Genomic DNA, 21,686 nt, shown 5'->3' with positions numbered 1-21,686 from the left:
CAGACAATAAAAAACCCTGCTCGAGAGCAGGGTTTTTTGTACTTCATCCGACCATTACAGCCCGGCGTGTTGCACCAGGGTCAGCATCGGTTGCGGGTAGACGCCCAGGAAGAACGCCAGCAGGGTGATCGCCAGCAGCATCACACCGCCTGCACGCTGTGCCCAGTTGAACGGGGCATCGTGGCGCTGGATCTTGGAGTCCTGCAGGTACAGGGTCACCATCACACGCAGGTAGTAGAACACGCCGATGGCGCTACCGATGACCAGCGAGCCGGTGAGCCACCACAGGTGAGCCTCGACGCCGGTGGCGATGATGTAGAACTTGCCGATGAAGCCGGTGGTCAGCGGGATACCGGCCAGGGACAGCATCATCACGGTCAGTACGGCGGTCAGGTACGGACGGCGCCAGAACAGACCACGGTATTCGAACATCGCATCGGCGTCGCGGCCGCTGTACGGCGAGGACATCAGCGTGATCACGCCGAACGCGCCCAGGCTGGTCAGCACGTAGGTCACCAGGTAAACGCTGATGGCCTCGACCGCCAGGCCTTTGCTGGCGACCATCGCGATCATCAGGTAACCGAAGTGGGCGATGGACGAGTAACCCAGCAGACGCTTGAGGTTGGTCTGGGTCAGGGCCAGCAGGTTACCGATCAGGATCGATGCCACGGCGATGACCGACATCACGTCGCTCAGCACGCCGCTGGTAGCCGCAGGGGAGATCTGGAACAGGCGAACCAGCACACCGAATACCGCGACCTTGCTGGCGGTGGCCAGGAACGCCGCCACCGGGGCAGGGGCGCCTTCGTACACGTCCGGCGTCCACAGGTGGAACGGCACCAGCGACAGTTTGAAGCCCAGACCGATCAGCATCATGCCCAGACCCAGGCTTGCCATGCTGCTCGGCATGCCGGTGGCCGCGATGGCCTTGCCGATCTCGCTGAAGCTCAGGCTGCCTGCATCGGCGTACAGCAGCGCCATGCCGAACAGCAGGAACGCGGAACCGGCGGCCGACAGCACCATGTACTTGATACCGGCTTCCAGCGAACGCTTGTTGAAGAAGGCGTACGCCACCAGGCCGTAGACCGGCACCGAGAGCAGTTCCAGACCGATGAACAGGCCCGCCAGATGTTGCGCGGCGACCAGCACCAGGCCACCGGCGGCGGCCATCAGGATCAGCAGGTACAGCTCTTCGCGGTTGCCCGGGTAACCGGCCTTGCCTTCACCCATGTAGGCGTGAGCCAGGGTGACGCAGGCCAGGGTCGAGACCAGGATGATGCCCATGTACAGGCAGGCGAAGCTGTCGATCTGCAGCAGTGGGGTGACCACCAGTGGCGCGACCTTGTAGGCCGGGTAGATCGACAGCAGAGCCAGGTTGAGTCCTGCCACGGTCAGCAGGAACGATTGCGAGTGGTTGCGACGCCACGCGATGCCCAGCATCACCACCACGACGGTGAGGCTGGTAATCAGCAGCGGCGCAAGCGCAATAAAGTGTTGAATCGTCAGGTCCATAGCGCTCTTACCGGGCCGAAGCGAGTTGAGTGAAGGCAGTGCCGAGCCATTGCTGCACGCCATGCATGGTCGCCGAGGAAGTGTCCAGTACCGGCTGCGGGTAGACACCCAGCAGAACCAGCAACACGGCCAGGCCCAGCACCATGATCAATTCCCGTCCATCCATGCCTTTGAGGATCTCTTCGGTCTTTGCAGGGCCGAAGTAGGCGCGGTGGATCATGATCAGCGAGTAGACCGAACCGAACACCAGGCCAGAGGTAGCGATGGCGGTGATCCACGGCGCGCTGACGAAGGTGCCGATCAGGATCAGGAACTCGCCGACGAAGTTGCCGGTGCCTGGCAGGCCCAGCGACGCAGCCGCGAAGAACAGGCTGATGGCCGGCAGGTAAGCGATCTTGTTCCACAGGCCGCCCATTTCGCGCATGTCACGGGTGTGCAGGCGCTCGTAGAGCTGGCCGCTGAGGATAAAGAGTGCAGCAGCCGACAGGCCGTGGGCCAGCATCTGTACCACGACGCCTTGCAGGGCCTGCTGGCTGCCGGAGTAGATACCGATCAGCACGAAGCCCATGTGCGAAACGCTGGAGAAGGCGATCAGGCGCTTGATGTCGGTCTGGGCGAAGGCCAGGAAGGCACCGTAGAAGATACCGATCAGGCCCAGCACCATGGCGATGGGCGCGAACTCCGCCGAAGCGTTGGGGAACAGCGGCAAGGCAAAGCGCAGCAGACCATAGGCAGCGGTCTTGAGCAGGATACCTGCCAGGTCCACCGAACCTGCGGTCGGCGCCTGGGCGTGAGCGTCAGGCAGCCAGGAGTGCAGCGGCACGATCGGCAGCTTCACCGCGAAGGCGATGAAGAAGCCCAGCATCAGGATGTACTCGGTGCCAGGGGCCAGCTTGGTCTTCAACAGATCGGCGTAGCCGAAGGTGATGACGCCGGTCTGGTTGAAGTGCACCAGCACCAGGCCCAGGATCGCCACCAACATGATCAGGCCGCTGGCCTGAGTGAAGATGAAGAACTTGGTCGCGGCGTAGATACGGGTCTTCTTGCCGTCTGCCGAGCTGTGACCCCAGAGCGCGATGAGGAAGAACATCGGCACCAGCATCATTTCCCAGAAGAAGAAGAACATGAACAGGTCGATGGCGAGGAACACGCCAACGACACCGCCCAGGATCCACATCAGGTTCAGGTGGAAGAAGCCGACGTTACGCTGGATCTCTTTCCACGAGCAGAGTACCGACAGCACACCCAAAAGGCCGGTCAGCAGGATCATCAGCAACGACAGGCCGTCGAGTGCCAGATGCACGCTGATGCCGAAGCGCTGGATCCACTGGGCCTTGAATTCCAGGGCCCAGGTCGGGTCCGCGCCGGGAGCCGGAGCGTAGCTATAAGTACCGATGCTCCACAGCCACAGGGCAAGGGCAGTCAGCAGGGACATCGTCGCCAGCGCAATCCAGCGCGGCAGGGTAGGGCCGAAGCGCTCACCTTGCCAGCACAGAAGGCCGCCGATGAAGGGGATCAGGATTAGCCAAGGCAGAATCATGACGGGCTCAATTCCTTTCGCAAAGTCGCAAGGTTCATGTCAGATCGACTCATCAGACCAGCACAATCGCGCCAAGCACCAGTACGGCACCTGCGGCGATAGAAGCGGCATACCAGCGCAGCTGACCATTTTCAGTACGGCTCATCAGGCCGTTACCGGCTTTTGCCAGACGCGGGATCAGACCGATCGTGTGGTCGAGCGGGTCGCCACGCAGGATGCGGCTGATAGCCAGGTAAGGTTTGACGAACAGCACGTCGTAAACCCAGTCGAAGCCCCATGCCGCGAACCACCAGGCGGACAGGAAGCGACCCGGACCGCTGTTGGCGATGGCCGTCACCAGACGACGCTTGCCCAGGAACAGCAGGGCTGCCAGCAGGATACCGGCCAGGGCGATGGCGCCCGAGGCGATTTCCAGGCTGTGCTTGGCTTCGCCGCCCGCGTGACCGGCACTTTCCGGCAGCACGCCGGCCAGTGGCGGATGAATCCAGGCGCCGATGAAGGTCGACAGCACGATCAGCACGCTCAGCGGCAGCCAGTGGGAAATCCCGTGGCCGGCGTGAGCTTCGGTCTTCGCTTCGCCGTGGAAGGCGATGAAGATCAGGCGGAAGGTGTACAGCGAAGTCATGAAGGCACCGACCAGGCCTGCGTACAGCAGGTACTGATGGCCGCTGGCGAAGGCTTCCCAGAGGATCTCGTCCTTGGAATAGAAGCCCGCGGTGACCAGAGGCAATGCCGCCAGGGCCGCGCCGCCGACGATGAAGCTGGTGTAGGCCAGTGGCAGTTTCTTCCACAGGCCGCCCATCTTGAAGATGTTCTGCTCGTGGTGGCAGGCAACGATCACCGCACCCGAAGCAAGGAACAGCAGGGCCTTGAAGAAGGCGTGGGTCATCAGGTGGAAGATCGCGCCTTCCCATGCACCCACACCCAACGCCAGGAACATGTAGCCGATCTGGCTCATGGTCGAGTAGGCGAGGATACGCTTGATGTCGGTCTGAACCAGGGCTGCGAAGCCGGCCAGCACCAGGGTCACACCGCCGACGATGCCGACCAGGTGCAGGATGTCCGGCGCCAGGGCGAACAGGCCGTGGGTACGGGCGATCAGGTAGACGCCCGCGGTCACCATGGTTGCGGCGTGGATCAGTGCCGAAACCGGGGTAGGACCGGCCATCGCGTCCGCCAGCCAGGTCTGCAGCGGCAGTTGCGCGGATTTACCGACCGCACCGCCCAGCAGCATCAGGGTCGCCAGCACGATCCAGAAATCGCCGACCTTGAAGTGCTGTGGAGCACGTACCAGCAGCTCCTGAATGTTCAGCGTGCCCAACTGTTGGAACAGGATGAACAGGCCGATGGCCATGAACACGTCGCCGATGCGGGTCACGATGAAGGCTTTGAGTGCCGCGTTACCGTTGTTGCGGTTGCTGTAGTAGAAACCGATCAACAGGTACGAGCACAGGCCCACGCCTTCCCAACCGAAGTAGATGAACAGCAGGTTGTCGCCCAGGATCAGGAACAACATGCTGGCGATGAACAGGTTGGTGTACGCGAAGAAGCGCGAATAACCGTCTTCACCGCGCATGTACCAGGACGCGAACAGGTGGATCAGGAAGCCAACGCCGACCACGACGCCGAGCATGGTGATGGACAGGCCATCGACATACAGGGCGAAGTTGGGGTCGAAGCCGTCAACCGACATCCAGCGCCACAGCACCATGGTCAGGTGACCGCCTTCGGGCGGCGAGACGTTGAATTGCCAGATCACATAGGCAGCGACGATGGCCGACAGGCCAATTGAGCCGACGCCGACCAGGGCGGACAGGTTTTCCGACCACTTGCCGCGTGAAAACGACAGCAGCAGGAAGCCGATCAGGGGGAATACGAAAGTCAGAAAGAGTAGGTTCATCCGCGCATCTCGCTGGCAGCGTCGATATCGAGAGTGTGGAAGCGGCGATACAGTTGCAGCAGGATCGCAAGGCCAATACTGGCCTCGGCTGCGGCAAGGCTGATCACCAGGATGAACATGATCTGGCCGTCAGGCTGCGCCCAGCGGCTACCCGCCACGACGAAAGCCAGTGCGGCTGCGTTCATCATCACTTCCAGGCTCATCAACACGAACAGAATGTTGCGGCGTACCAACAGGCCCGCCAGGCCGAGGCAGAACAGGATCCCGGCAACCGCCAGGCCATGCTCCAGAGGAATAGCTGAGTTCATGTGATTACTCCTTCGCCTCGTTGCGGCCGACGTGGAACGCGGTCACGGCTGCAGCGAGCAGCAGCATCGACGCGAGTTCGACAACCAGCAGGTAAGGGCCGAACAGGCTGACGCCCACGGCCTTGGCGTCCACGGTGGTGTGGCCGATGCCGGCACCGGTGGAGTCGGCGAACAGCACATACAGCAGTTCGGCCAGCAGCAGGCCGCCCAGCAGGATCGGGCCGAGCCAGATACCGGGCTTGAGCCAGGCGCGTTCCTGCTGAACCGAGGCCGGGCCCAGGTTCAGCATCATCACCACGAACACGAACAGCACCATGATGGCGCCAGCGTAGGCGATCACTTCCAGGGCACCGGCGAACGGTGCGCCGAGGCTGAAGAAGGTCATGGCCACGGCGATCAGCGAAATGATCAGGTAGAGCAGGGCGTGCACCGGGTTCGTGTTGGTGATCACCCGGAAGGTGGACACAACAGCGATGCCGGATGCGAAATAGAAAGCGAATTCCATCTTTCTTCCTTAAGGCAGCAAGCTCTTGACGTTGATCGGCTCGGCTTCGTTCTGTGCAGCGCCTTTCGGCTTGCCAGCGATGGCCATACCCGCAACGCGGTAGAAGTTGTAGTCAGGGTTCTTGCCGGGACCGGAGATCAGCAGATCTTCCTTCTCGTACACCAGATCCTGACGCTTGAACTCGGCCATCTCGAAGTCCGGCGTGAGCTGGATCGCGGTGGTCGGGCAGGCTTCTTCACAGAGACCGCAGAAGATGCAACGCGAGAAGTTGATGCGGAAGAAGTCCGGGTACCAGCGACCGTCTTCGGTCTCGGCTTTCTGCAGCGAGATACAGCCGACCGGGCAGGCCACGGCGCACAGGTTGCAGGCCACGCAGCGCTCTTCGCCGTCGGGGTCGCGCGTCAGCACGATACGACCGCGGTAGCGTGGCGGCAGGTAAACCGCTTCTTCCGGATATTGCAGGGTGTCACGCTTACGGAAGCCATGGCCGAAGACCATGATCAGGCTGCGTAGCTGGGTACCCGTACCCTTAACGATGTCGCCAATATATTTGAACATGGGTCAAATCCTCACTGAGCCGCCAGGACGACCGCAGCGGTCACCAGCAAATTGATCAGGGTCAGTGGCAGGCAGAACTTCCAGCTGAAATCCATCACCTGGTCATAACGCGGACGCGGGATAGAAGCGCGCAGCAGGATGAACAGCATGATGAAGAACGCGGTTTTCAGAACGAACCACATGAACGACAGTTGCGGCAGGATGTTGAACGGACCGTGCCAGCCACCGAAGAACAGCGTTACCAGCAGCGCCGAGATCAGGATGATGCCGATGTATTCACCGACGAAGAACATGCCCCATTTCATGCCGGCGTATTCAATGTGGTAACCGTCGGCCAGTTCCTGTTCCGCTTCCGGCTGGTCGAAGGGGTGACGGTGAGTCACGGCCACGCCTGCGATGAAGAAGGTACAGAAGCCGAAGAACTGCGGAATGATGAACCACAGATGGTCAGCCTGGTACTGAACGATGTCGCCCATGTTGAACGAGCCGACCTGCACGATGATGCCCATCAGGGACAGGCCCAGGAACACTTCGTACGAGACGGTCTGTGCCGAGGCACGCAAGCTGCCCAGGAGGGCGTACTTGTTGTTCGAGGACCAGCCGGCGAACAGCACCGCGTAGACCGAGAGACCGGCCATGGCGAAGAAGAACAGCAGGCCGATGTTCAGGTCCGCGACCACCCAGGTCTGGGTGATCGGGATGATCGAGAACGCGATCAGCAGGGCGCTCATCGCAACGACGGGCGCCAGGGTGAAGATCATCCGGTCAACGAACGGCGGGTTCCAGTCTTCCTTGAAGAACATCTTCAGCATGTCGGCTGCGATCTGGAACATACCGAACGGGCCGACGCGGTTAGGACCGTAACGGTCCTGCCACCAGCCCAGCAGACGACGTTCGACGAAGCTGAGCAGCGCGCCACAAACCACCACGGCGAGCAGCACCACGATGGCCTTGAGGACCGCGATGATCGAGTCGATCACTTCAGGGGTAAACCACGTCATTGTGCTGCCTCCTGCAGACCCTCAACGGTTTTCCCGGCCAGCGCCGGAGGAATGCCGGCCAGACCCGATGGCAGTGCCACCAGACCTGCGCCCAGCTCTTCGTTGATGCGCAGCGGCAGACGCAGGGTCTGGCCGGCAACGTTGAGGCTGAGCATGGCACCGTCGTTGACGCCCAGGCGGTCCGCTTCGGACTTGGCCAGTGCGACGTAGGCTTCAGGGATACGCTCCTGCACCGGCGCGGCCTTGGAGGAATTCTCCTCGCTGCCGAACAGGTGGAAGAACGGCACGACCTGCCAGGTGCCCTGGGCAGGGGAGAAGGCGCGAGGCACGCCAGCGAACCAGCTCAGCTTGTCGCCGCTGCTTTCGATCAGGCGTACGCCCGGATCGCCAGCACGCAGGTGACCACCGACTTCGTCCTGGAACTTGTTCCACGCTTGCGGGGAGTTCCAGCCCGGCGACCAGGCGAATGGCACCTGGGAGCGCGGTTCGGCGGAACCCGAGTAGCCTTCCATCGAGAACGAGAACGCCGAGTCCTGGTCCTGGGAGGTACGCGGCTCGTGCACGCTGATGTTGGCGCGCATGGCGGTCCGGCCGCTGTAACGCAGCGGTTCGCGAGCCAGTTTCAGGCCCTTGATGCGGAAGCTGGCCGAAGGCGCAGCACCGACGATGCCGGCCAGTTGCGCAGTGCTTGCGGCGCAGGCTTCGGTGACGTGGTCCAGTTGCGTCCAGTCTACCGGCTTGTTCAGCAGGGTGGCGCGCAGGGCATGCAGCCAGCGCCAGCCTTCGTGAACCAGGATGCTGCTGTCCAGGTAGGTCGGATCGTAGACCTGGAAGAAGCGCTGGGCGCGGCCTTCCTGGCTGACCAGTGTGCCGTCGCCTTCAGCGAAGCTGGCGGCTGGCAGGATCAGGTCGGCGCGGTCAGTGGTGGCGGTCTTCTGATGGTCGGCGACGATCACCACTTTGGCGGCGTTCAGCGCAGCCTCGACGGTGGCGGCATCGACACGGGTGAACAGGTCGTTTTCCAGTACGACGATGGCGTCGGCCTGGCCCGAGATCACCTGTTGCAGCGCGGCATCCACCGAATCGCCACCGAACAGGGTCAGGCCCATGCTGTTGGCTTCCGGCACGATCAGGCTCAGGGAGCCGTTCTTGTCGCGCAGTTTCAAGGCCTTGGCGATGTTGGCAGCTGCTTCGATCAGGGCGTTGGAGCCCAGCGAGGCACCGGAGACGATCAGCGGACGCTTGGCGGCCAGCAGGGCATCGGCGATGCGCTGAGCCAGTTCCAGGGCTTCGCTGTCCAGACCGGTAACGGCAGGCGCGCTCGGGTCGATGGCGTGGGCCACGGCGAAGCCGATGCGGGCCAGATCGTCGGGAGCGGCGTGCACGCACTCTTCGGCGACGTCGTCCAGGCGGGTATCAGCCAGGCTTGCGATGAACAGCGGGTTCATCTCGTGCTGACCGATGTTTTTCACCGCAGCGTCGAGCCATGGCTGGACTTTCATCGCAGCGGCCATGTCTTCGGCTTTGTTCTTCACCAGTTGGCGCAGGCCCAGGGCCATGCGCGCGGCCGTCTGGGTGACGTCTTCGCCGAGGATGAACACGGCGTCGTGTTCTTCGATTTCACGCAGGGTCGGAATCGGCAGCGGGCTGTCTTTCAGGACCTGAGCGACCAGACGCAGACGCTCAAGCTCACCGGCCTCGATACCCGAGTAGAAGTGCTGGGCACCGACCAGTTCGCGCAGGGCGAAGTTGCTTTCCAGGCTTGCACGTGGCGAACCGATACCGACGATGTTGCGACCGCGCAGCAGGTCGGCGGCCTTGTCCAGCGCTTCGTCCAGGCTCAGCTTGACGTTGCCGTTGGCCAGCAGTGGCTGGCGCGGACGGTCCTTGCGGTTGACGTAGCCATAGCCGAAACGGCCACGGTCGCACAGGAAGTACTGGTTGACCGAACCGTTGTAGCGGTTCTCGATACGGCGGATTTCGCCATAACGCTCGCCCGGGCTGATGTTGCAGCCGCTGGAGCAGCCGTGGCAGATGCTCGGCGAGAACTGCATGTCCCATTTGCGGTTGTAGCGCTCGGAGTGCGTCTTGTCGGTGAACACACCGGTCGGGCAGACCTCGGTGAGGTTGCCGGAGAATTCGCTTTCCAGGGTGCCGCTTTCAACGCGACCGAAGTACACGTTGTCGTGGGCGCCGAACACGCCAAGGTCGGTGCCGCCGGCGTAGTCCTTATAGAAACGCACGCAACGGTAGCAGGCGATGCAGCGGTTCATCTCGTGAGCGATGAACGGCCCCAGTTCCTGGTTCTGGTGGGTGCGTTTGGTGAAGCGATAACGGCGCTCGTTGTGGCCGGTCATCACCGTCATGTCTTGCAGGTGGCAGTGACCGCCTTCCTCGCAGACCGGGCAGTCGTGCGGGTGGTTGGTCATCAGCCATTCGACGACGCTGGCGCGAAACGCCTTGGATTCTTCGTCGTCGATGGAAATCCAGGTGTTGTCAGTGGCCGGGGTCATGCAGGACATGACGATACGACCACGGGTGTCGTTCTCGTCGGTGTACTGCTTGACCGCGCACTGGCGACAGGCGCCAACACTGCCAAGGGCTGGATGCCAGCAGAAATAAGGGATGTCGAGGCCCAGCGACAGACATGCCTGTAACAGGTTGTCTGCGCCATCGACTTCGAGCGCTTTGCCGTCTACGTGGATAGTAGCCATGGTTCAAAGGTCTTCGTTGGCCCGGTGTCAGCGGGCGTGGCTAATGGAATCTCGGTGCTGCCACGGTTCAAACAGCCAGTGAGGCGCAACCGGGGCAAAGGTCGACAGGCCTTGTGGGCTTATCGACCGGTCAGTCTTTTTATACGCCGACGATGGTCGGCGCTTTACCTGGAACCAGTCCGGGCGCCGCACGTTGAGGTGCGATGCCGGCCTCGAATTCCGGGCGGAAGTATTTGATCGCGCTGCCCAGAGGTTCCACGGCGCCCGGTGCGTGGGCGCAGAAGGTCTTGCCTGGGCCGAGGAAGTTGACCAACCCCAGCAGCGTCTCGATGTCGCCCGGTTGACCCTGGCCATTTTCGAGGGCACGCAGCATCTTCACGCTCCACGGTAGACCGTCGCGGCAAGGTGTGCAGAAACCGCACGACTCCTGGGCGAAGAACTCTTCCATGTTGCGCAGCAGGGACACCATGTTGACCTTGTCGTCCACGGCCATCGCAAGACCGGTACCCATACGGGTGCCGACCTTGGCCACGCCACCGGCGTAGAAGGCGCAGTCCAGGTGCTCAGGGAGCAGGAAACCGGTACCGGCACCGCCTGGCTGCCAGCACTTGAGCTTGAAGCCGTCGCGCATGCCGCCGGCGTAGTCTTCGAACAACTCGCGCGCTGGCAGGCCGAATGGCAACTCCCAGATGCCCGGGTTCTTGACCTTGCCGGAGAAGCCCATCAGCTTGGTGCCGTGGTCTTCGCTGCCTTCGCGGGCCAGCGATTTGTACCAGTCGTTGCCGTTGTTGACGATCGCCGGGACGTTGCACAGGGTTTCGACGTTGTTCACGCACGTAGGCTTGCCCCACACACCGACAGCGGCGGGGAAGGGCGGCTTGGAGCGCGGGTTGGCGCGGCGGCCTTCCAGGGAGTTGATCAGGGCGGTTTCTTCACCGCAGATGTAACGCCCGGCGCCGGTGTGCACGAACAGCTCGAAGTCGAAACCGGTGCCCAGGATATTCTTGCCCAACAGACCTGCGGCCTTGGCTTCTTCCACGGCGCGGTTCAGGTGCTTGGCAGCAGTCACGTACTCACCACGCAGGAAGATGTAGCCGCGGTAGGCTTTCAGCGCGCGGGCACTGATCAGCATGCCTTCAACCAGCAGATGGGGCAGTTGCTCCATCAGCATGCGGTCTTTCCAGGTGTTGGGTTCCATCTCGTCCGCGTTGCACAGCAGGTAGCGGATGTTCAGGGATTCGTCTTTGGGCATCAGGCCCCATTTCACGCCGGTCGGGAAGCCCGCACCGCCGCGACCCTTGAGGCCGGAGTCCTTGACCGACTGCACGATCTCGTCAGGCGATTGCTGGGCAAACGCCTTGCGTGCTGCGGCGTAGCCGTCTTTGGCGACGTATTCGTCGAACCACACAGGCTCGCCGTCGTCACGCAGGCGCCAGGTCAGCGGATGGGTTTCCGGGGTGCGGGCAATCAGGTTGGCCGGGCCGAAGGAAGTGATTTTCATACGTAGTTCTCCAGCAACTGGGCTACGCCCGCCGGCTGCAGATTGCCGAAGGTGTCGTCGTCGATCATCACCGCCGGTGCCTTGTCGCAGTTGCCCAGGCAGCAGGCCGGCAGCAGGGTGAAGCGGCCATCGGCAGTGGTCTGGCCCAGGCCGATGCCCAGCTTGCTCTGGATTTCGCCGACGATGTCTTCGTGGCCGGCGATGAAGCAGACCATGCTGTTGCAGACGCGGATGATGTGGCGGCCTACAGGCTGACGGAAGATCTGGCTGTAGAACGTGGCCACGCCTTCAACGTCGCTGGCCGGGATGCCCAGCACTTCGCCGATGGCGTAGATGGCGCCGTCCGGCACCCAGCCACGTTCCTTCTGGACGATCTTCAGGGCTTCGATGGACGCCGCGCGCGGGTCCTCGTAGTGATGCATTTCGTGCTCGATGGCCGAGCGCTCGGTTTCGCTCAGGGCGAAACGGTCTGTCTGGATGAGCGTGCTGTTCATGCTTAACGGTCCACGTCGGCCATAACGAAGTCGATACTACCCAGGTACGCGATCAAGTCCGCGACCATGCTGCCTTTGATCACCGAAGGGATCTGTTGCAGGTGCGGGTAGCTTGGGGTGCGAATCCGGGTACGGTAGCTCATGGTGCCGCCGTCGCTCGTCAGGTAATAACTGTTGATGCCCTTGGTCGCTTCGATCATCTGGAAGGATTCGTTGGCCGGCATGACCGGGCCCCACGAAACTTGCAGGAAGTGCGTGATCAAGGTTTCGATGTGCTGCAGGGTGCGCTCTTTGGGCGGCGGCGTGGTCAGCGGGTGATCCGCCTTGTACGGGCCTTCCGGCATGTTGCGCAGGCACTGGTCGATGATCTTGATGCTCTGGCGCATCTCTTCGACGCGGACCATGCAGCGATCATAGGCATCGCCGTTGTGCGCCAGCGGCACTTCGAATTCGAAGTTCTCGTAGCCCGAGTACGGGCGAGCCTTGCGCAGGTCGAAATCGCAACCGGTGGAACGCAGGCCGGCACCGGTGACGCCCCACTCCAGGGCTTCCTTGGTGTTGTACGCGGCGACGCCGATGGTACGACCCTTCAGGATGCTGTTCTGCAGGGCAGCCTTGGTGTATTCGTCCAGGCGCTTGGGCAGCCATTCGACGAAGTCCTTGACCAGTTTGTCCCAGCCGCGTGGCAGGTCGTGGGCGACGCCGCCGATGCGGTACCAGGCCGGGTGCAGACGAAAACCGGTGATCGCTTCGATCACGGTGTAGGCCTTCTGGCGGTCGGTGAAGGTGAAGAACACCGGGGTCATCGCGCCCACGTCCTGGATGTAGGTACCCAGGAACAGCAGGTGGCTGGTGATCCGGAAGAACTCGGCCATCATGATGCGGATGACGTCGACCTTCTCCGGCACCTTGATGCCGGCCAGTTTTTCGACCGAGAGCACGTAAGGCAGGTTGTTCATCACCCCGCCCAGGTAGTCGATACGGTCGGTGTACGGAATGAAGCTGTGCCAGGACTGACGCTCGGCCATCTTCTCGGCGCCACGGTGGTGGTAGCCGATGTCAGGCACGCAGTCGACGATCTCTTCGCCGTCCAGTTGCAGCACGATACGGAACGCACCGTGGGCCGAAGGGTGGTTCGGACCCAGGTTGAGGAACATGTAGTCCTCGTTGGTGCCGGAACGCTTCATGCCCCAGTCTTCCGGACGGAAACGCGCGGCTTCCTCTTCCAGTTGCTGTTTGGCCAGCGTCAGGCTGTAGGGGTCGAACTCGGTGGCGCGGGCAGGGTAGTCCTTGCGCAGCGGGTGACCTTCCCAGGTCGGCGGCATCATGATGCGCGAGAGGTGCGGGTGGCCCGGGAAGTCGATCCCGAACATGTCCCACACTTCACGCTCGTACCAGTTGGCGTTGGGCCAGATGCTGGTGATGGAAGGCACGCTGAGGTCGCCCTCGGACAAGGCCACCTTGATCATCACGTCACTATTACGCTCTACCGACAGCAGGTGGTAGAACACGGTGAAGTCGGCGTCCGGCAAGCCACGGCGCTTGGTGCGCAGGCGTTCGTCCACGCCGTGCAGGTCGTACAGCATCGAGTACGGCTTTGGCACGTTGCGCAGGAACGTCAGGATTTCAAACAGTTTGGCACGCGCAACCCACAGCACTGGCATGCCAGTGACGGTGGATTGGGCGGTGAACGCGTCGGCGCCAAAACGGTTGTGCAGTTCAACGACGACATCTTGGTCGTCAGCCTTGTAAGGCGGGATGTACAGAGCGGTGTCTGCAGTCATAGGTCTCGATCGCTATCGGTCAACGTACAGAATGAACCCAGGTTCAGGCTTCTTTTTGTAAAAGAAAACTGGATCAGACTTCGTCGGGGCTGCGCAGGTTTGTGACCTGGATACGCTGTTCGCGGCGCTGCTCTTTCTGCGACGGCATCTCGGCGCGATACACGCCTTGATCACCCACGACCCAGGAAAGAGGACGACGCTCCTGGCCAATGGATTCCTGCAGCAGCATCAAGCCTTGCAGGAATGCCTCTGGACGGGGCGGGCAGCCGGGCACATAGACATCCACGGGCAGGAACTTGTCCACGCCCTGAACGACAGAATAGATGTCGTACATGCCACCGGAGTTGGCGCACGAACCCATGGAGATGACCCACTTGGGTTCAAGCATTTGCTCATAGAGACGCTGGATGATCGGAGCCATCTTGACGAAGCAGGTACCGGCAATGACCATGAAATCGGCCTGGCGCGGCGATGCCCGGATAACTTCGGCGCCGAAGCGCGCGATGTCGTGGGGCGCCGTGAAGGCGGTGGTCATTTCCACGTAGCAGCAGGACAGACCGAAGTTGTACGGCCAAAGGGAGTTCTTGCGACCCCAATTGACAGCACCGCTCAGTACGTCCTCGAGCTTGCCCATGAAGATGTTCTTGTGTACCTGATCCTCTAACGGATCGGCTACGGTTTCCCGCTCGCCGATGGGGTACTGCTCGTTAGGAGCATCAGGGTCGATCCTGGTGAGATTGTATTGCATTGCCAAAGCCTCATTGTTTTAGCTTCGCCTGCCGGTTACGACGTCCAACGGGAGCCCAATCGAGCGCCCCTACACGCCATAGGTAGACAAGACCTGCCAACAGAATTGCTATGAAAACGAGAGCTTCGGCGAAGCCGGTCCAGCCGCTTTCGCGGACGGACACAGACCAGGCGTACAGAAAGAGGGCTTCAATATCGAAAATCACGAACAGCATCGCGACCAGATAGAATTTTGCGGAGAGCCGCAGGCGGGCGCCGCCTGTAGGCAGCATGCCGGATTCGAACGGTTCGTTCTTGCTGCGGCCCCAGGCCTTGGAGCCGAGCAGGCTGGACAGGCCGAGCATGAAGGCGCAGAGGCCAATGACGCCCAAAAGGAAAATGGCGAAGCCCCAGTTGTGGGCAATCAGACCTGTCGATTCGGGCATGCTGGCAGTCCTTAACAGAGATCAAGGGTCTCTGAGCTTGAAAAGAAAGAGAAGCAGAAGCAGTGACGAAATGTCGCAGTGCAATCAATTTCTGGGATTTTATGTGCAAAAGAAGGGCAAGTAAATTTTCTACATCAAATTTATTCAGGGGATTAATGAGCCAGGTCACGGTTTTGGTGCGCGGGGCCCCGTGGCACGGGGATTACCGGTCATTTCGTTAATTATGTTTCCTTCAGCGAGTAACGAAAGTTTACTGGGTGAAATGATAATTAATATCATTTGAAACTTGAATCAGGCCTTGTCACCGCCGAGTGACAAAGTTCTGCGTAAAACAAGGATTTATTGCCAGGCGACACTAATTAACTTTCAGGCGACGATTGGGCGCGCCTATCGGTAATAGTTGAGCTGGTTTGTAGGGTATTTATCGAGGGGAGAAACAAAAGCCGCCCGAAGGCGGCTATTGCGTGGTGCGGGTGACTCAGTGGAACTGTTCTTCTTCGGTGGAGCCTTTCAGGGCGGTCACCGAGGACTGGCCACCCTGGATCACGGTGGTCATGTCGTCGAAGTAGCCAGTGCCCACTTCCTGCTGGTGCGCCACGAAGGTGTAGCCCTTGGCCGCGTCAGCGAACTCCTGCTCCTGCAGCTTGACGTAGGCAGTCATGTCGTTACGGGCGTAGTCGTGCGCCAGGTTGAACATGCTGTGCCACATGTTGTGGATACCCGCCAGGGTGATGAACTGGTGCTTGTAGCCCATCGCCGACAGCTCGCGCTGGAATTTGGCGATGGTCGCGTCGTCCAGGTTCTTCTTCCAGTTGAAGGAAGGCGAGCAGTTGTACGACAGCAGTTGGTCCGGGTATTCCTTCTTGATCGCTTCGGCAAAGCGGCGGGCTTCGTCCAGGTCCGGCTTGGCGGTTTCGCACCAGATCAGATCGGCATACGGCGCGTAGGCCAGGCCGCGAGCGATGGCCTGGTCCAGGCCTGCGCGCACCTTGTAGAAGCCTTCTGGCGTGCGGGTGCCGGTCACGAACGGCTTGTCGTACGGGTCGCAGTCCGAGGTCAGCAGGTCCGCGGCGTTGGCGTCGGTGCGGGCCAGGATGATGGTCGGCACACCGGCCACGTCGGCGGCCAGGCGGGCAGCGACGAGCTTCTGCACGGCTTCCTGGGTCGGCACCAATACCTTGCCACCCATGTGGCCGCATTTCTTCACCGAGGCCAGTTGGTCTTCGAAGTGCACGCCGGCGGCGCCAGCCTCGATCATGCTTTTCATCAGTTCGTAGGCGTTGAGTACGCCGCCGAAACCGGCTTCAGCGTCAGCGACGATTGGCGCGAAGTAGTCGATGTAGCCTTCGTCGCCCGGGTTCTTGCCAGCTTTCCACTGGATCTGGTCGGCGCGGCGGAATGAATTGTTGATGCGCTTGACCACGGTCGGAACCGAATCCACCGGGTACAGCGACTGGTCAGGGTACATGGACTCGGCGGAGTTGTTGTCCGCGGCCACTTGCCAGCCGGACAGGTAGATCGCCTGGATCCCGGCCTTGACCTGTTGCACAGCCTGGCCGCCGGTCAGGGCGCCCATGCAGTTGACGAAGTCCTTGTCGGGACGGAAGGACGGCTTGGCGCCCTGAGTCACCAGGTTCCAGAGTTTTTCAGCGCCCAGTTTGGCAAACGTGTGTTCTGGCTGGATCGAGCCACGCAGGCGGACGACGTCAGCAGCAGAGTAGGTGCGGGTCACGCCTTTCCAGCGTGGATTCTCGGCCCAGTCTTTCTCGATAGCTGCAATTTGTTGTTCGCGTGTCAGTGCCATGGGGTAAACCTCGTCGCTTGGTCTTGTGAGTCTTGAGGTGAAGCTCTTTGCTCTGCCAGCGCCTCAAGGTTTCTTGAAGGCGCACGTATGGGTGCTCACAGAATCGGAAAGCATTGGTTCACAGCCTGGGTTGTTTATCGCGTTCACGGTGATGAAGCGATGACGCGGCCTTTTGGGCATAAAAGACGCGAATCTGCTCAATCTGGTTGAGTTTGAGCACGATCCTGAGGCTTTCTGCAAAGCCTCCGATTTGTGGGAGCGAGGCCATCATGCCTCGACGATTTTCCTTCGTCAAACACTTTGTAGTGATATTTTCGGTGCACTACATCTTTTGTCTAATACGACTCATCAGTCAGTTTCGGGCTCGGAGGTGCTGGTACGGGCAAGTCAGCGGTAGCACTGGGCGGTCACGAGGGAAGGGAGGATATGTAGTGCGTTTTCGAGCACTACATAATTGGCGGGTTCGATGCTTTTTGCGGCCATCTGGAGGCTGGTGTTGCCCACAAAATCGCCCCGCCGGCAAGCCGTGCTGCTACGGGGGTGGGGTTTGTACTCAAATCCCGCGTCCACCACGGCATTGTAGGAGCGCGCTTGCCCGCGACGGCGGTGTGTCAGGCGCAGTGGTTGCCAGGCACCGCAACCCTGTAGGAGTGAGCTTGCTCGCGATAGCGGTCCGTCAGTCACAGAGTGTTTAACAGACATACCGCTATCGCGAGCAAGCTCACTCCTACAGGATTTGGTTCTGCCTGCGCTTACGGAGCTCAATCCAGACTATCGACCTTCACCCGCAAGGTCATGTCGTCACGGCCCTGGGTGGAGTAACGGCGGGTGACGCCGTGTTCGTCGGCGCGGGACTGGTCGCTGACGCCCGCCAGGGTGATCCACTCGCCCAAACGGCCGCTGACCTGTGTGTCGGTGCTCTGCACCTTGATCGCATCTGCCTGCTGCTGGCTCATGCGGTCGTTGTTGGTGCTGATGTTCAGGTGCACGATGTCGCCGGTCACGCTGGCGGTCACGTAGAACCCGCGAGTGACGTTGCGATACTGGGTGTTGGTCTGCGCATAGCCGTAGGAGTCGGTCTGCACATTGGTGATCGGAATGCTCTGGCCGACCTGGATCAGCGCCGGAGTCCCTTCGTTGGCCTGGACCTGCTGCATGCCACCGTCGCGGCTGGCGGTGCCGTAGTTGATGATGCGGGTCTGTCCGTCGGCACTGACGCGGCCGTTCTGCGAGCGCACGGTGCCGTTGACCGAGTAACCGGAATCGCTCTGGGTGCTGCTGTCACTGGTGTCCACGCTGATCAGCAGGCGTCTGGCCGCCACGTCCAGTTGCGACAGCAGGTCCTTGAGTTCGTTGATCTTGCCGGGCTCGGCAGTGACGATCAGCTTGTTGCCATAGGCCTGAACCGTGCCCTCGTTGCCGAGCACGGATTTCACCGTGGGCATCAGGTCATCGCTGGTGCGGTAGTTGAGGGGGATGACTTCGGTAGCGGCAACTGCCGACAGGCTGCAGGCCAACAGCACAGAAGCGAGCAGGGTACGTAACGACATCGTTGTGATCTCCGCGAGGGGGCGTATCAAGGCATTATGGTTTTTTAAGGGAACGGCTTGCCAGTTTGTCGGCCCAGACAAAGGCAAATTGAATCGCAGACAGCAGAACGCCCCGGCGTCCTCGTTTCAGCATAGCTTGTCAACATAGCCAGCTGAATGAGGAAGGCGGGGCGTTCGGCTTGCGTGGCCGCCCGCTTAGCGCGAGGTGCGCACCATATCGACGTGAGGCAGGCCGGCTTCGAGGAACTCTTCGCTGACCACGGTAAAGCCGAAGCGCTCGTAGAACGCTGTGGCGTGCACCTGGGCGCTGAGTTTCTGTTCCTTGAGGTCGCGGTTTTCCGCTTCGCTGATCACGGTCTTGAGCAGCGCATCGCCGACGTTCAGGCCGCGCCAGTCCTTGAGCACCGACAATCTGCCGATCTCGCCGTCCGGCAGCAGTCGTGCGGTGCCAATCGGATAATCACCTTCGAGTGCCAGAAAATGCAGTGCGCCAGCGTCTTCGGCGTCCCATTCCAGTTCGGGCGGTACCGATTGCTCGGCAATGAACACGGCTTCGCGGATACGCCGGATATCGGCGTTCTCCTTCTGCCAGTCAGCTACCCGTACGCGGATCTTATTCATCGGCAAACCCCAGACTTCCTTGTTTGACCAGCTCACAGAGCAAATGACGGCCGTCTTCGTCGGCCAGCCACTTGCCCAGATTGTCCATATGCAGTGCGTCGGCGGCGCAGATCAGCTTCAACAGCTCGCGCAGGTTACCCGGCAGCAGGCGGCTCTGACCGCTGGCGAACAGCAGCAGATCGTCATCGACTTCCGACCAGGCCAGGCGTGCGCTCGGGTTGCGGATCAGGATCGCGCCCTGTTCCAGGCTGTCGAGCAGTTCGGCGTCGTCCAGTTCGGTGCCAGCGACCATTTCCGGGTAGCGCGGCTCGGTCATGAACTGGCCGAACCAGGTCAGCAGCAGGCGCTCGTCGCCCATGTGCTCGGCCAGCAGCGCCTTGAGGCGGTCCAGTGCGTCGCGCTGGATCTGGTGCGGGTCGCTGACCGGCTGCGCATCGGCGTCGGTGTAGCGCTCTTCGTCAGACATGAACTGGCTGAGGAAGTCGGTGAAGTGGGTCAGTACTTCGGCGGCGCTCGGTGCGCGGAAGCCGACCGAGTAAGTCAGGCAGTCGTCCACGGCCACGCCCCAGTGGGCCAGGCGCGGCGGCAGGTAGAGCATGTCGCCCGGTTCCAGGGTCCACTCGTCGCTGCCCTGGAAGTCGGCGAGGATGCGCAGGTCGGCGTGCTCGATCAGCGGGCTGTCGCTGTCGCACATCTGGCCGATTTTCCAGTGGCGCTTGCCGTGGCCTTGCAGCAGGAACACGTCGTAGTTGTCGAAGTGCGGGCCGACGCTGCCGCCGGGGGCTGCGTAGCTGATCATCACGTCATCAATGCGCCAGCTTGGCAGGAAGCGGAATTGCTCCAACAGTTCGGCCACTTCCGGGACGAACTGGTCGACGGCCTGCACCAGCAGGGTCCACTCGGTTTCCGGCAGCTTGCTGAACTCGTCTTCCTCGAACGGGCCGCGACGCATTTCCCACGGGCGCACGCCGTTTTCGAGGATCAGGCGCGACTCGACTTCTTCTTCCAGCGCCAGGCCAGCCAGCTCGTCCTGGTCGATCGGGCTTTCGAAATCCGGGATGGCCTGACGGATCAGCAGGGGTTTCTTCTGCCAGTAGTCACGCAGGAATTCGCGCGCCGTGATGCCGCCAAGCAGCTGAACAGGAATATCAGGATTCATGTGTAACCTATTGAAAAAGCGTGTTTTTCAGACTGGAATAAAAACGCCCGGCTCAGCCGGGCGCTCAGAGCATATGCCGTTCGATCAGATGCGCTTGGCTTGTGCCACAGCGTTGCCGATGTAGTTGGCCGGCGTGAGCTTTTTCAGCTCGGCGCGGGCTTCGGCAGGCATGTCCAGGCCATCGATGAAGGTCAGCAGCGCTTCAGGGCTGATGCCTTTGCCGCGCGTCAGCTCCTTGAGCTTCTCGTACGGGTTTTCGATGTCGTAGCGGCGCATGACGGTCTGGATCGGCTCGGCCAGGACTTCCCAGCAGGCGTCCAGGTCAGCAGCGATCTTCTGCTCGTTCAGCTCCAGCTTGCCGATACCCTTCAGGCTCGCTTCGTAGGCAATCACGCTGTGAGCGAAGCCCACACCCAGGTTGCGCAGTACGGTGGAGTCGGTCAGGTCACGCTGCCAGCGGGAGATCGGCAGCTTGCTCGCCAGGTGCTGGAACAGCGCGTTGGCGATGCCCAGGTTGCCTTCGGAGTTTTCGAAGTCGATCGGGTTGACCTTGTGCGGCATGGTCGAGGAGCCGATTTCGCCCGCGACGGTCTTCTGCTTGAAGTAACCCAGGGAAATGTAGCCCCAGATATCACGGTCGAAGTCGATCAGGATGGTGTTGTAGCGCGCGATCGCGTCGAACAGCTCGGCGATGTAGTCGTGCGGCTCGATCTGCGTGGTGTACGGGTTGAAGCCCAGGCCCAGCTCGTCTTCGATGAAGGCGCGGGCGTTGGCTTCCCAGTCGATGTCCGGGTAGGCCGACAGGTGCGCGTTGTAGTTGCCCACGGCGCCGTTGATCTTGCCCAGCAGCGGAACGGCGGCGACCTGAGCGATCTGACGCTCCAGACGGTAGACGACGTTGGCCAGTTCCTTGCCCAGGGTGGTCGGCGAAGCCGGCTGGCCGTGGGTGCGCGACAGCATCGGCACGGCGGCGAAACGGATCGCCAGCTCACGGATGGATTCGGCGATCTGGCGCATCAGCGGCAGCAGCACGGTGTCACGGCCTTCGCGCAGCATCAGGGCGTGGGACAGGTTGTTGATGTCCTCGCTGGTGCAGGCAAAGTGGATGAACTCGCTGACCTTGGCCAGTTCCGGCAGCTTGGCCGCCTGCTCCTTGAGCAGGTATTCGATCGCCTTGACGTCGTGGTTGGTGGTGCGCTCGATTTCCTTCACACGCTCGGCGTGTTCCAGGGCGAAGTCATCGGCCAGCGCATTGAGGATGGCGTTGGCTTCGGCAGAGAACGCCGGGACTTCAGGGATTTGCGGGTGGGCCGAGAGGCGCTGGAGCCAGCGAACTTCGACCAGGGCGCGGAAACGGATCAGGCCGTATTCGCTGAAAATAGGGCGCAGGGCCTGGGTTTTGCCGGCGTAGCGGCCGTCTACAGGGGAAACCGCAGTGAGCGAAGAAAGCTGCATGGGGTGCTCTCGGACAGTCGGGCTTTAACAAGGGGCGCGTATCATACATGAAAATCCGCATCAGCCGAGGCTGACTGATCGCCATGGTTCGCCCCGCGAGGGATAAAT

General features: G+C 61.4%; 19 protein-coding genes. All 19 read right to left on the bottom strand.

Features of this window, described 5'->3' with window-relative positions; genetic code table 11:
• Nucleotides 1-54: 54 nt before the first annotated feature.
• Nucleotides 55-1,512: an NADH-quinone oxidoreductase subunit NuoN gene (gene nuoN / locus NPS29_RS24080; RefSeq protein WP_274135656.1), complete on the bottom strand. Its 1,458-nt coding sequence runs from the start codon at nucleotides 1,510-1,512 to the stop codon at nucleotides 55-57.
• Nucleotides 1,513-1,519: 7 nt separating this feature from the next.
• Nucleotides 1,520-3,052: an NADH-quinone oxidoreductase subunit M gene (gene nuoM, locus NPS29_RS24075; RefSeq protein WP_274135654.1), complete on the bottom strand. Its 1,533-nt coding sequence runs from the start codon at nucleotides 3,050-3,052 to the stop codon at nucleotides 1,520-1,522.
• 52 nt (nucleotides 3,053-3,104) lie between these two features.
• Nucleotides 3,105-4,952, bottom strand: a complete 1,848-nt coding sequence (nuoL, locus tag NPS29_RS24070) for an NADH-quinone oxidoreductase subunit L (protein ID WP_274135653.1) — start codon at nucleotides 4,950-4,952, stop codon at nucleotides 3,105-3,107.
• Nucleotides 4,949-5,260, bottom strand: coding sequence for an NADH-quinone oxidoreductase subunit NuoK (nuoK, locus tag NPS29_RS24065; RefSeq protein WP_037008802.1), 312 nt, complete (start codon nucleotides 5,258-5,260; stop codon nucleotides 4,949-4,951). The genes nuoL and nuoK overlap by 4 nt, the downstream gene beginning before the upstream one ends.
• 4 nt (nucleotides 5,261-5,264) lie before the next feature.
• A complete protein-coding gene (nuoJ, locus tag NPS29_RS24060; RefSeq protein WP_274135652.1) occupies nucleotides 5,265-5,765 on the bottom strand; it encodes an NADH-quinone oxidoreductase subunit J in 501 nt (166 codons plus the stop codon).
• Nucleotides 5,766-5,774: 9 nt separating this feature from the next.
• Nucleotides 5,775-6,323, bottom strand: a complete 549-nt coding sequence (gene nuoI / locus NPS29_RS24055; protein ID WP_062380730.1) for an NADH-quinone oxidoreductase subunit NuoI — start codon at nucleotides 6,321-6,323, stop codon at nucleotides 5,775-5,777.
• 11 nt (nucleotides 6,324-6,334) lie between these two features.
• Nucleotides 6,335-7,324: an NADH-quinone oxidoreductase subunit NuoH gene (gene nuoH / locus NPS29_RS24050; protein WP_274135651.1), complete on the bottom strand. Its 990-nt coding sequence runs from the start codon at nucleotides 7,322-7,324 to the stop codon at nucleotides 6,335-6,337.
• On the bottom strand, nucleotides 7,321-10,038 hold the full coding sequence (gene nuoG, locus NPS29_RS24045) for an NADH-quinone oxidoreductase subunit NuoG (RefSeq protein WP_274135650.1): 2,718 nt from the start codon (nucleotides 10,036-10,038) through the stop codon (nucleotides 7,321-7,323). The genes nuoH and nuoG overlap by 4 nt, the downstream gene beginning before the upstream one ends.
• A 139-nt stretch (nucleotides 10,039-10,177) precedes the next feature.
• Nucleotides 10,178-11,539 carry an NADH-quinone oxidoreductase subunit NuoF gene (gene nuoF, locus NPS29_RS24040; protein WP_274135648.1) on the bottom strand — a complete coding sequence of 454 codons (1,362 nt, stop codon included), beginning with the start codon at nucleotides 11,537-11,539 and terminating at the stop codon, nucleotides 10,178-10,180.
• Nucleotides 11,536-12,033 (bottom strand): NADH-quinone oxidoreductase subunit NuoE, encoded by a 498-nt coding sequence (gene nuoE / locus NPS29_RS24035; protein ID WP_274135645.1) that lies wholly within the window; start codon nucleotides 12,031-12,033, stop codon nucleotides 11,536-11,538. The genes nuoF and nuoE overlap by 4 nt, the downstream gene beginning before the upstream one ends.
• A gap of 2 nt (nucleotides 12,034-12,035) precedes the next feature.
• Nucleotides 12,036-13,817 (bottom strand): NADH-quinone oxidoreductase subunit C/D, encoded by a 1,782-nt coding sequence (gene nuoC / locus NPS29_RS24030; RefSeq protein ID WP_274135643.1) that lies wholly within the window; start codon nucleotides 13,815-13,817, stop codon nucleotides 12,036-12,038.
• Between the two features lie 73 nt (nucleotides 13,818-13,890).
• Nucleotides 13,891-14,565 carry a NuoB/complex I 20 kDa subunit family protein gene (locus NPS29_RS24025; RefSeq protein WP_274135641.1) on the bottom strand — a complete coding sequence of 225 codons (675 nt, stop codon included), beginning with the start codon at nucleotides 14,563-14,565 and terminating at the stop codon, nucleotides 13,891-13,893.
• A gap of 10 nt (nucleotides 14,566-14,575) precedes the next feature.
• Nucleotides 14,576-14,989, bottom strand: coding sequence for an NADH-quinone oxidoreductase subunit A (locus NPS29_RS24020; RefSeq protein ID WP_062380742.1), 414 nt, complete (start codon nucleotides 14,987-14,989; stop codon nucleotides 14,576-14,578).
• Nucleotides 14,990-15,467: 478 nt separating this feature from the next.
• Complete coding sequence (gene aceA / locus NPS29_RS24015; protein ID WP_274135636.1) at nucleotides 15,468-16,793, bottom strand: isocitrate lyase; 1,326 nt, start codon at nucleotides 16,791-16,793, stop codon at nucleotides 15,468-15,470.
• Nucleotides 16,794-16,911: 118 nt separating this feature from the next.
• Complete coding sequence (locus NPS29_RS24010; RefSeq protein WP_274135634.1) at nucleotides 16,912-17,064, bottom strand: hypothetical protein; 153 nt, start codon at nucleotides 17,062-17,064, stop codon at nucleotides 16,912-16,914.
• A gap of 490 nt (nucleotides 17,065-17,554) precedes the next feature.
• Nucleotides 17,555-18,343, bottom strand: coding sequence for a secretin N-terminal domain-containing protein (locus tag NPS29_RS24005; protein ID WP_274135632.1), 789 nt, complete (start codon nucleotides 18,341-18,343; stop codon nucleotides 17,555-17,557).
• Between the two features lie 195 nt (nucleotides 18,344-18,538).
• A complete protein-coding gene (locus NPS29_RS24000) occupies nucleotides 18,539-18,964 on the bottom strand; it encodes a GNAT family N-acetyltransferase (protein WP_274135630.1) in 426 nt (141 codons plus the stop codon).
• Nucleotides 18,957-20,123, bottom strand: coding sequence for a cupin domain-containing protein (locus NPS29_RS23995; RefSeq protein WP_274135629.1), 1,167 nt, complete (start codon nucleotides 20,121-20,123; stop codon nucleotides 18,957-18,959). The genes NPS29_RS24000 and NPS29_RS23995 overlap by 8 nt, the downstream gene beginning before the upstream one ends.
• A gap of 84 nt (nucleotides 20,124-20,207) precedes the next feature.
• Complete coding sequence (gene purB / locus NPS29_RS23990; protein ID WP_274135628.1) at nucleotides 20,208-21,578, bottom strand: adenylosuccinate lyase; 1,371 nt, start codon at nucleotides 21,576-21,578, stop codon at nucleotides 20,208-20,210.
• Nucleotides 21,579-21,686 lie beyond the last annotated feature (108 nt).

Source organism: Pseudomonas putida (assembly GCF_028682175.1).
GTDB lineage: Bacteria > Pseudomonadota > Gammaproteobacteria > Pseudomonadales > Pseudomonadaceae > Aquipseudomonas > Aquipseudomonas putida_AD.
The sequence above is the reverse complement of the archived record's forward strand: the minus strand, read 5'-3'. Positions and strand labels throughout refer to the sequence as shown.

Coding starts and splice junctions, on each gene's coding strand:
- NPS29_RS23995 (WP_274135629.1), bottom strand. CDS start 20,123: ATGAATCCTGATATTCCTGTTCAGCTGCTTGGCGGCATCACGGCGCGC.
- NPS29_RS24025 (WP_274135641.1), bottom strand. CDS start 14,565: ATGCAATACAATCTCACCAGGATCGACCCTGATGCTCCTAACGAGCAG.
- nuoJ (WP_274135652.1), bottom strand. CDS start 5,765: ATGGAATTCGCTTTCTATTTCGCATCCGGCATCGCTGTTGTGTCCACC.
- NPS29_RS24000 (WP_274135630.1), bottom strand. CDS start 18,964: ATGAATAAGATCCGCGTACGGGTAGCTGACTGGCAGAAGGAGAACGCC.
- nuoI (WP_062380730.1), bottom strand. CDS start 6,323: ATGTTCAAATATATTGGCGACATCGTTAAGGGTACGGGTACCCAGCTA.
- NPS29_RS24020 (WP_062380742.1), bottom strand. CDS start 14,989: ATGCCCGAATCGACAGGTCTGATTGCCCACAACTGGGGCTTCGCCATT.
- nuoK (WP_037008802.1), bottom strand. CDS start 5,260: ATGAACTCAGCTATTCCTCTGGAGCATGGCCTGGCGGTTGCCGGGATC.
- nuoC (WP_274135643.1), bottom strand. CDS start 13,817: ATGACTGCAGACACCGCTCTGTACATCCCGCCTTACAAGGCTGACGAC.
- NPS29_RS24005 (WP_274135632.1), bottom strand. CDS start 18,343: ATGTCGTTACGTACCCTGCTCGCTTCTGTGCTGTTGGCCTGCAGCCTG.
- NPS29_RS24010 (WP_274135634.1), bottom strand. CDS start 17,064: ATGATGGCCTCGCTCCCACAAATCGGAGGCTTTGCAGAAAGCCTCAGG.
- nuoH (WP_274135651.1), bottom strand. CDS start 7,324: ATGACGTGGTTTACCCCTGAAGTGATCGACTCGATCATCGCGGTCCTC.
- nuoN (WP_274135656.1), bottom strand. CDS start 1,512: ATGGACCTGACGATTCAACACTTTATTGCGCTTGCGCCGCTGCTGATT.
- nuoF (WP_274135648.1), bottom strand. CDS start 11,539: ATGAAAATCACTTCCTTCGGCCCGGCCAACCTGATTGCCCGCACCCCG.
- nuoM (WP_274135654.1), bottom strand. CDS start 3,052: ATGATTCTGCCTTGGCTAATCCTGATCCCCTTCATCGGCGGCCTTCTG.
- aceA (WP_274135636.1), bottom strand. CDS start 16,793: ATGGCACTGACACGCGAACAACAAATTGCAGCTATCGAGAAAGACTGG.
- nuoG (WP_274135650.1), bottom strand. CDS start 10,038: ATGGCTACTATCCACGTAGACGGCAAAGCGCTCGAAGTCGATGGCGCA.
- nuoL (WP_274135653.1), bottom strand. CDS start 4,952: ATGAACCTACTCTTTCTGACTTTCGTATTCCCCCTGATCGGCTTCCTG.
- nuoE (WP_274135645.1), bottom strand. CDS start 12,033: ATGAACAGCACGCTCATCCAGACAGACCGTTTCGCCCTGAGCGAAACC.
- purB (WP_274135628.1), bottom strand. CDS start 21,578: ATGCAGCTTTCTTCGCTCACTGCGGTTTCCCCTGTAGACGGCCGCTAC.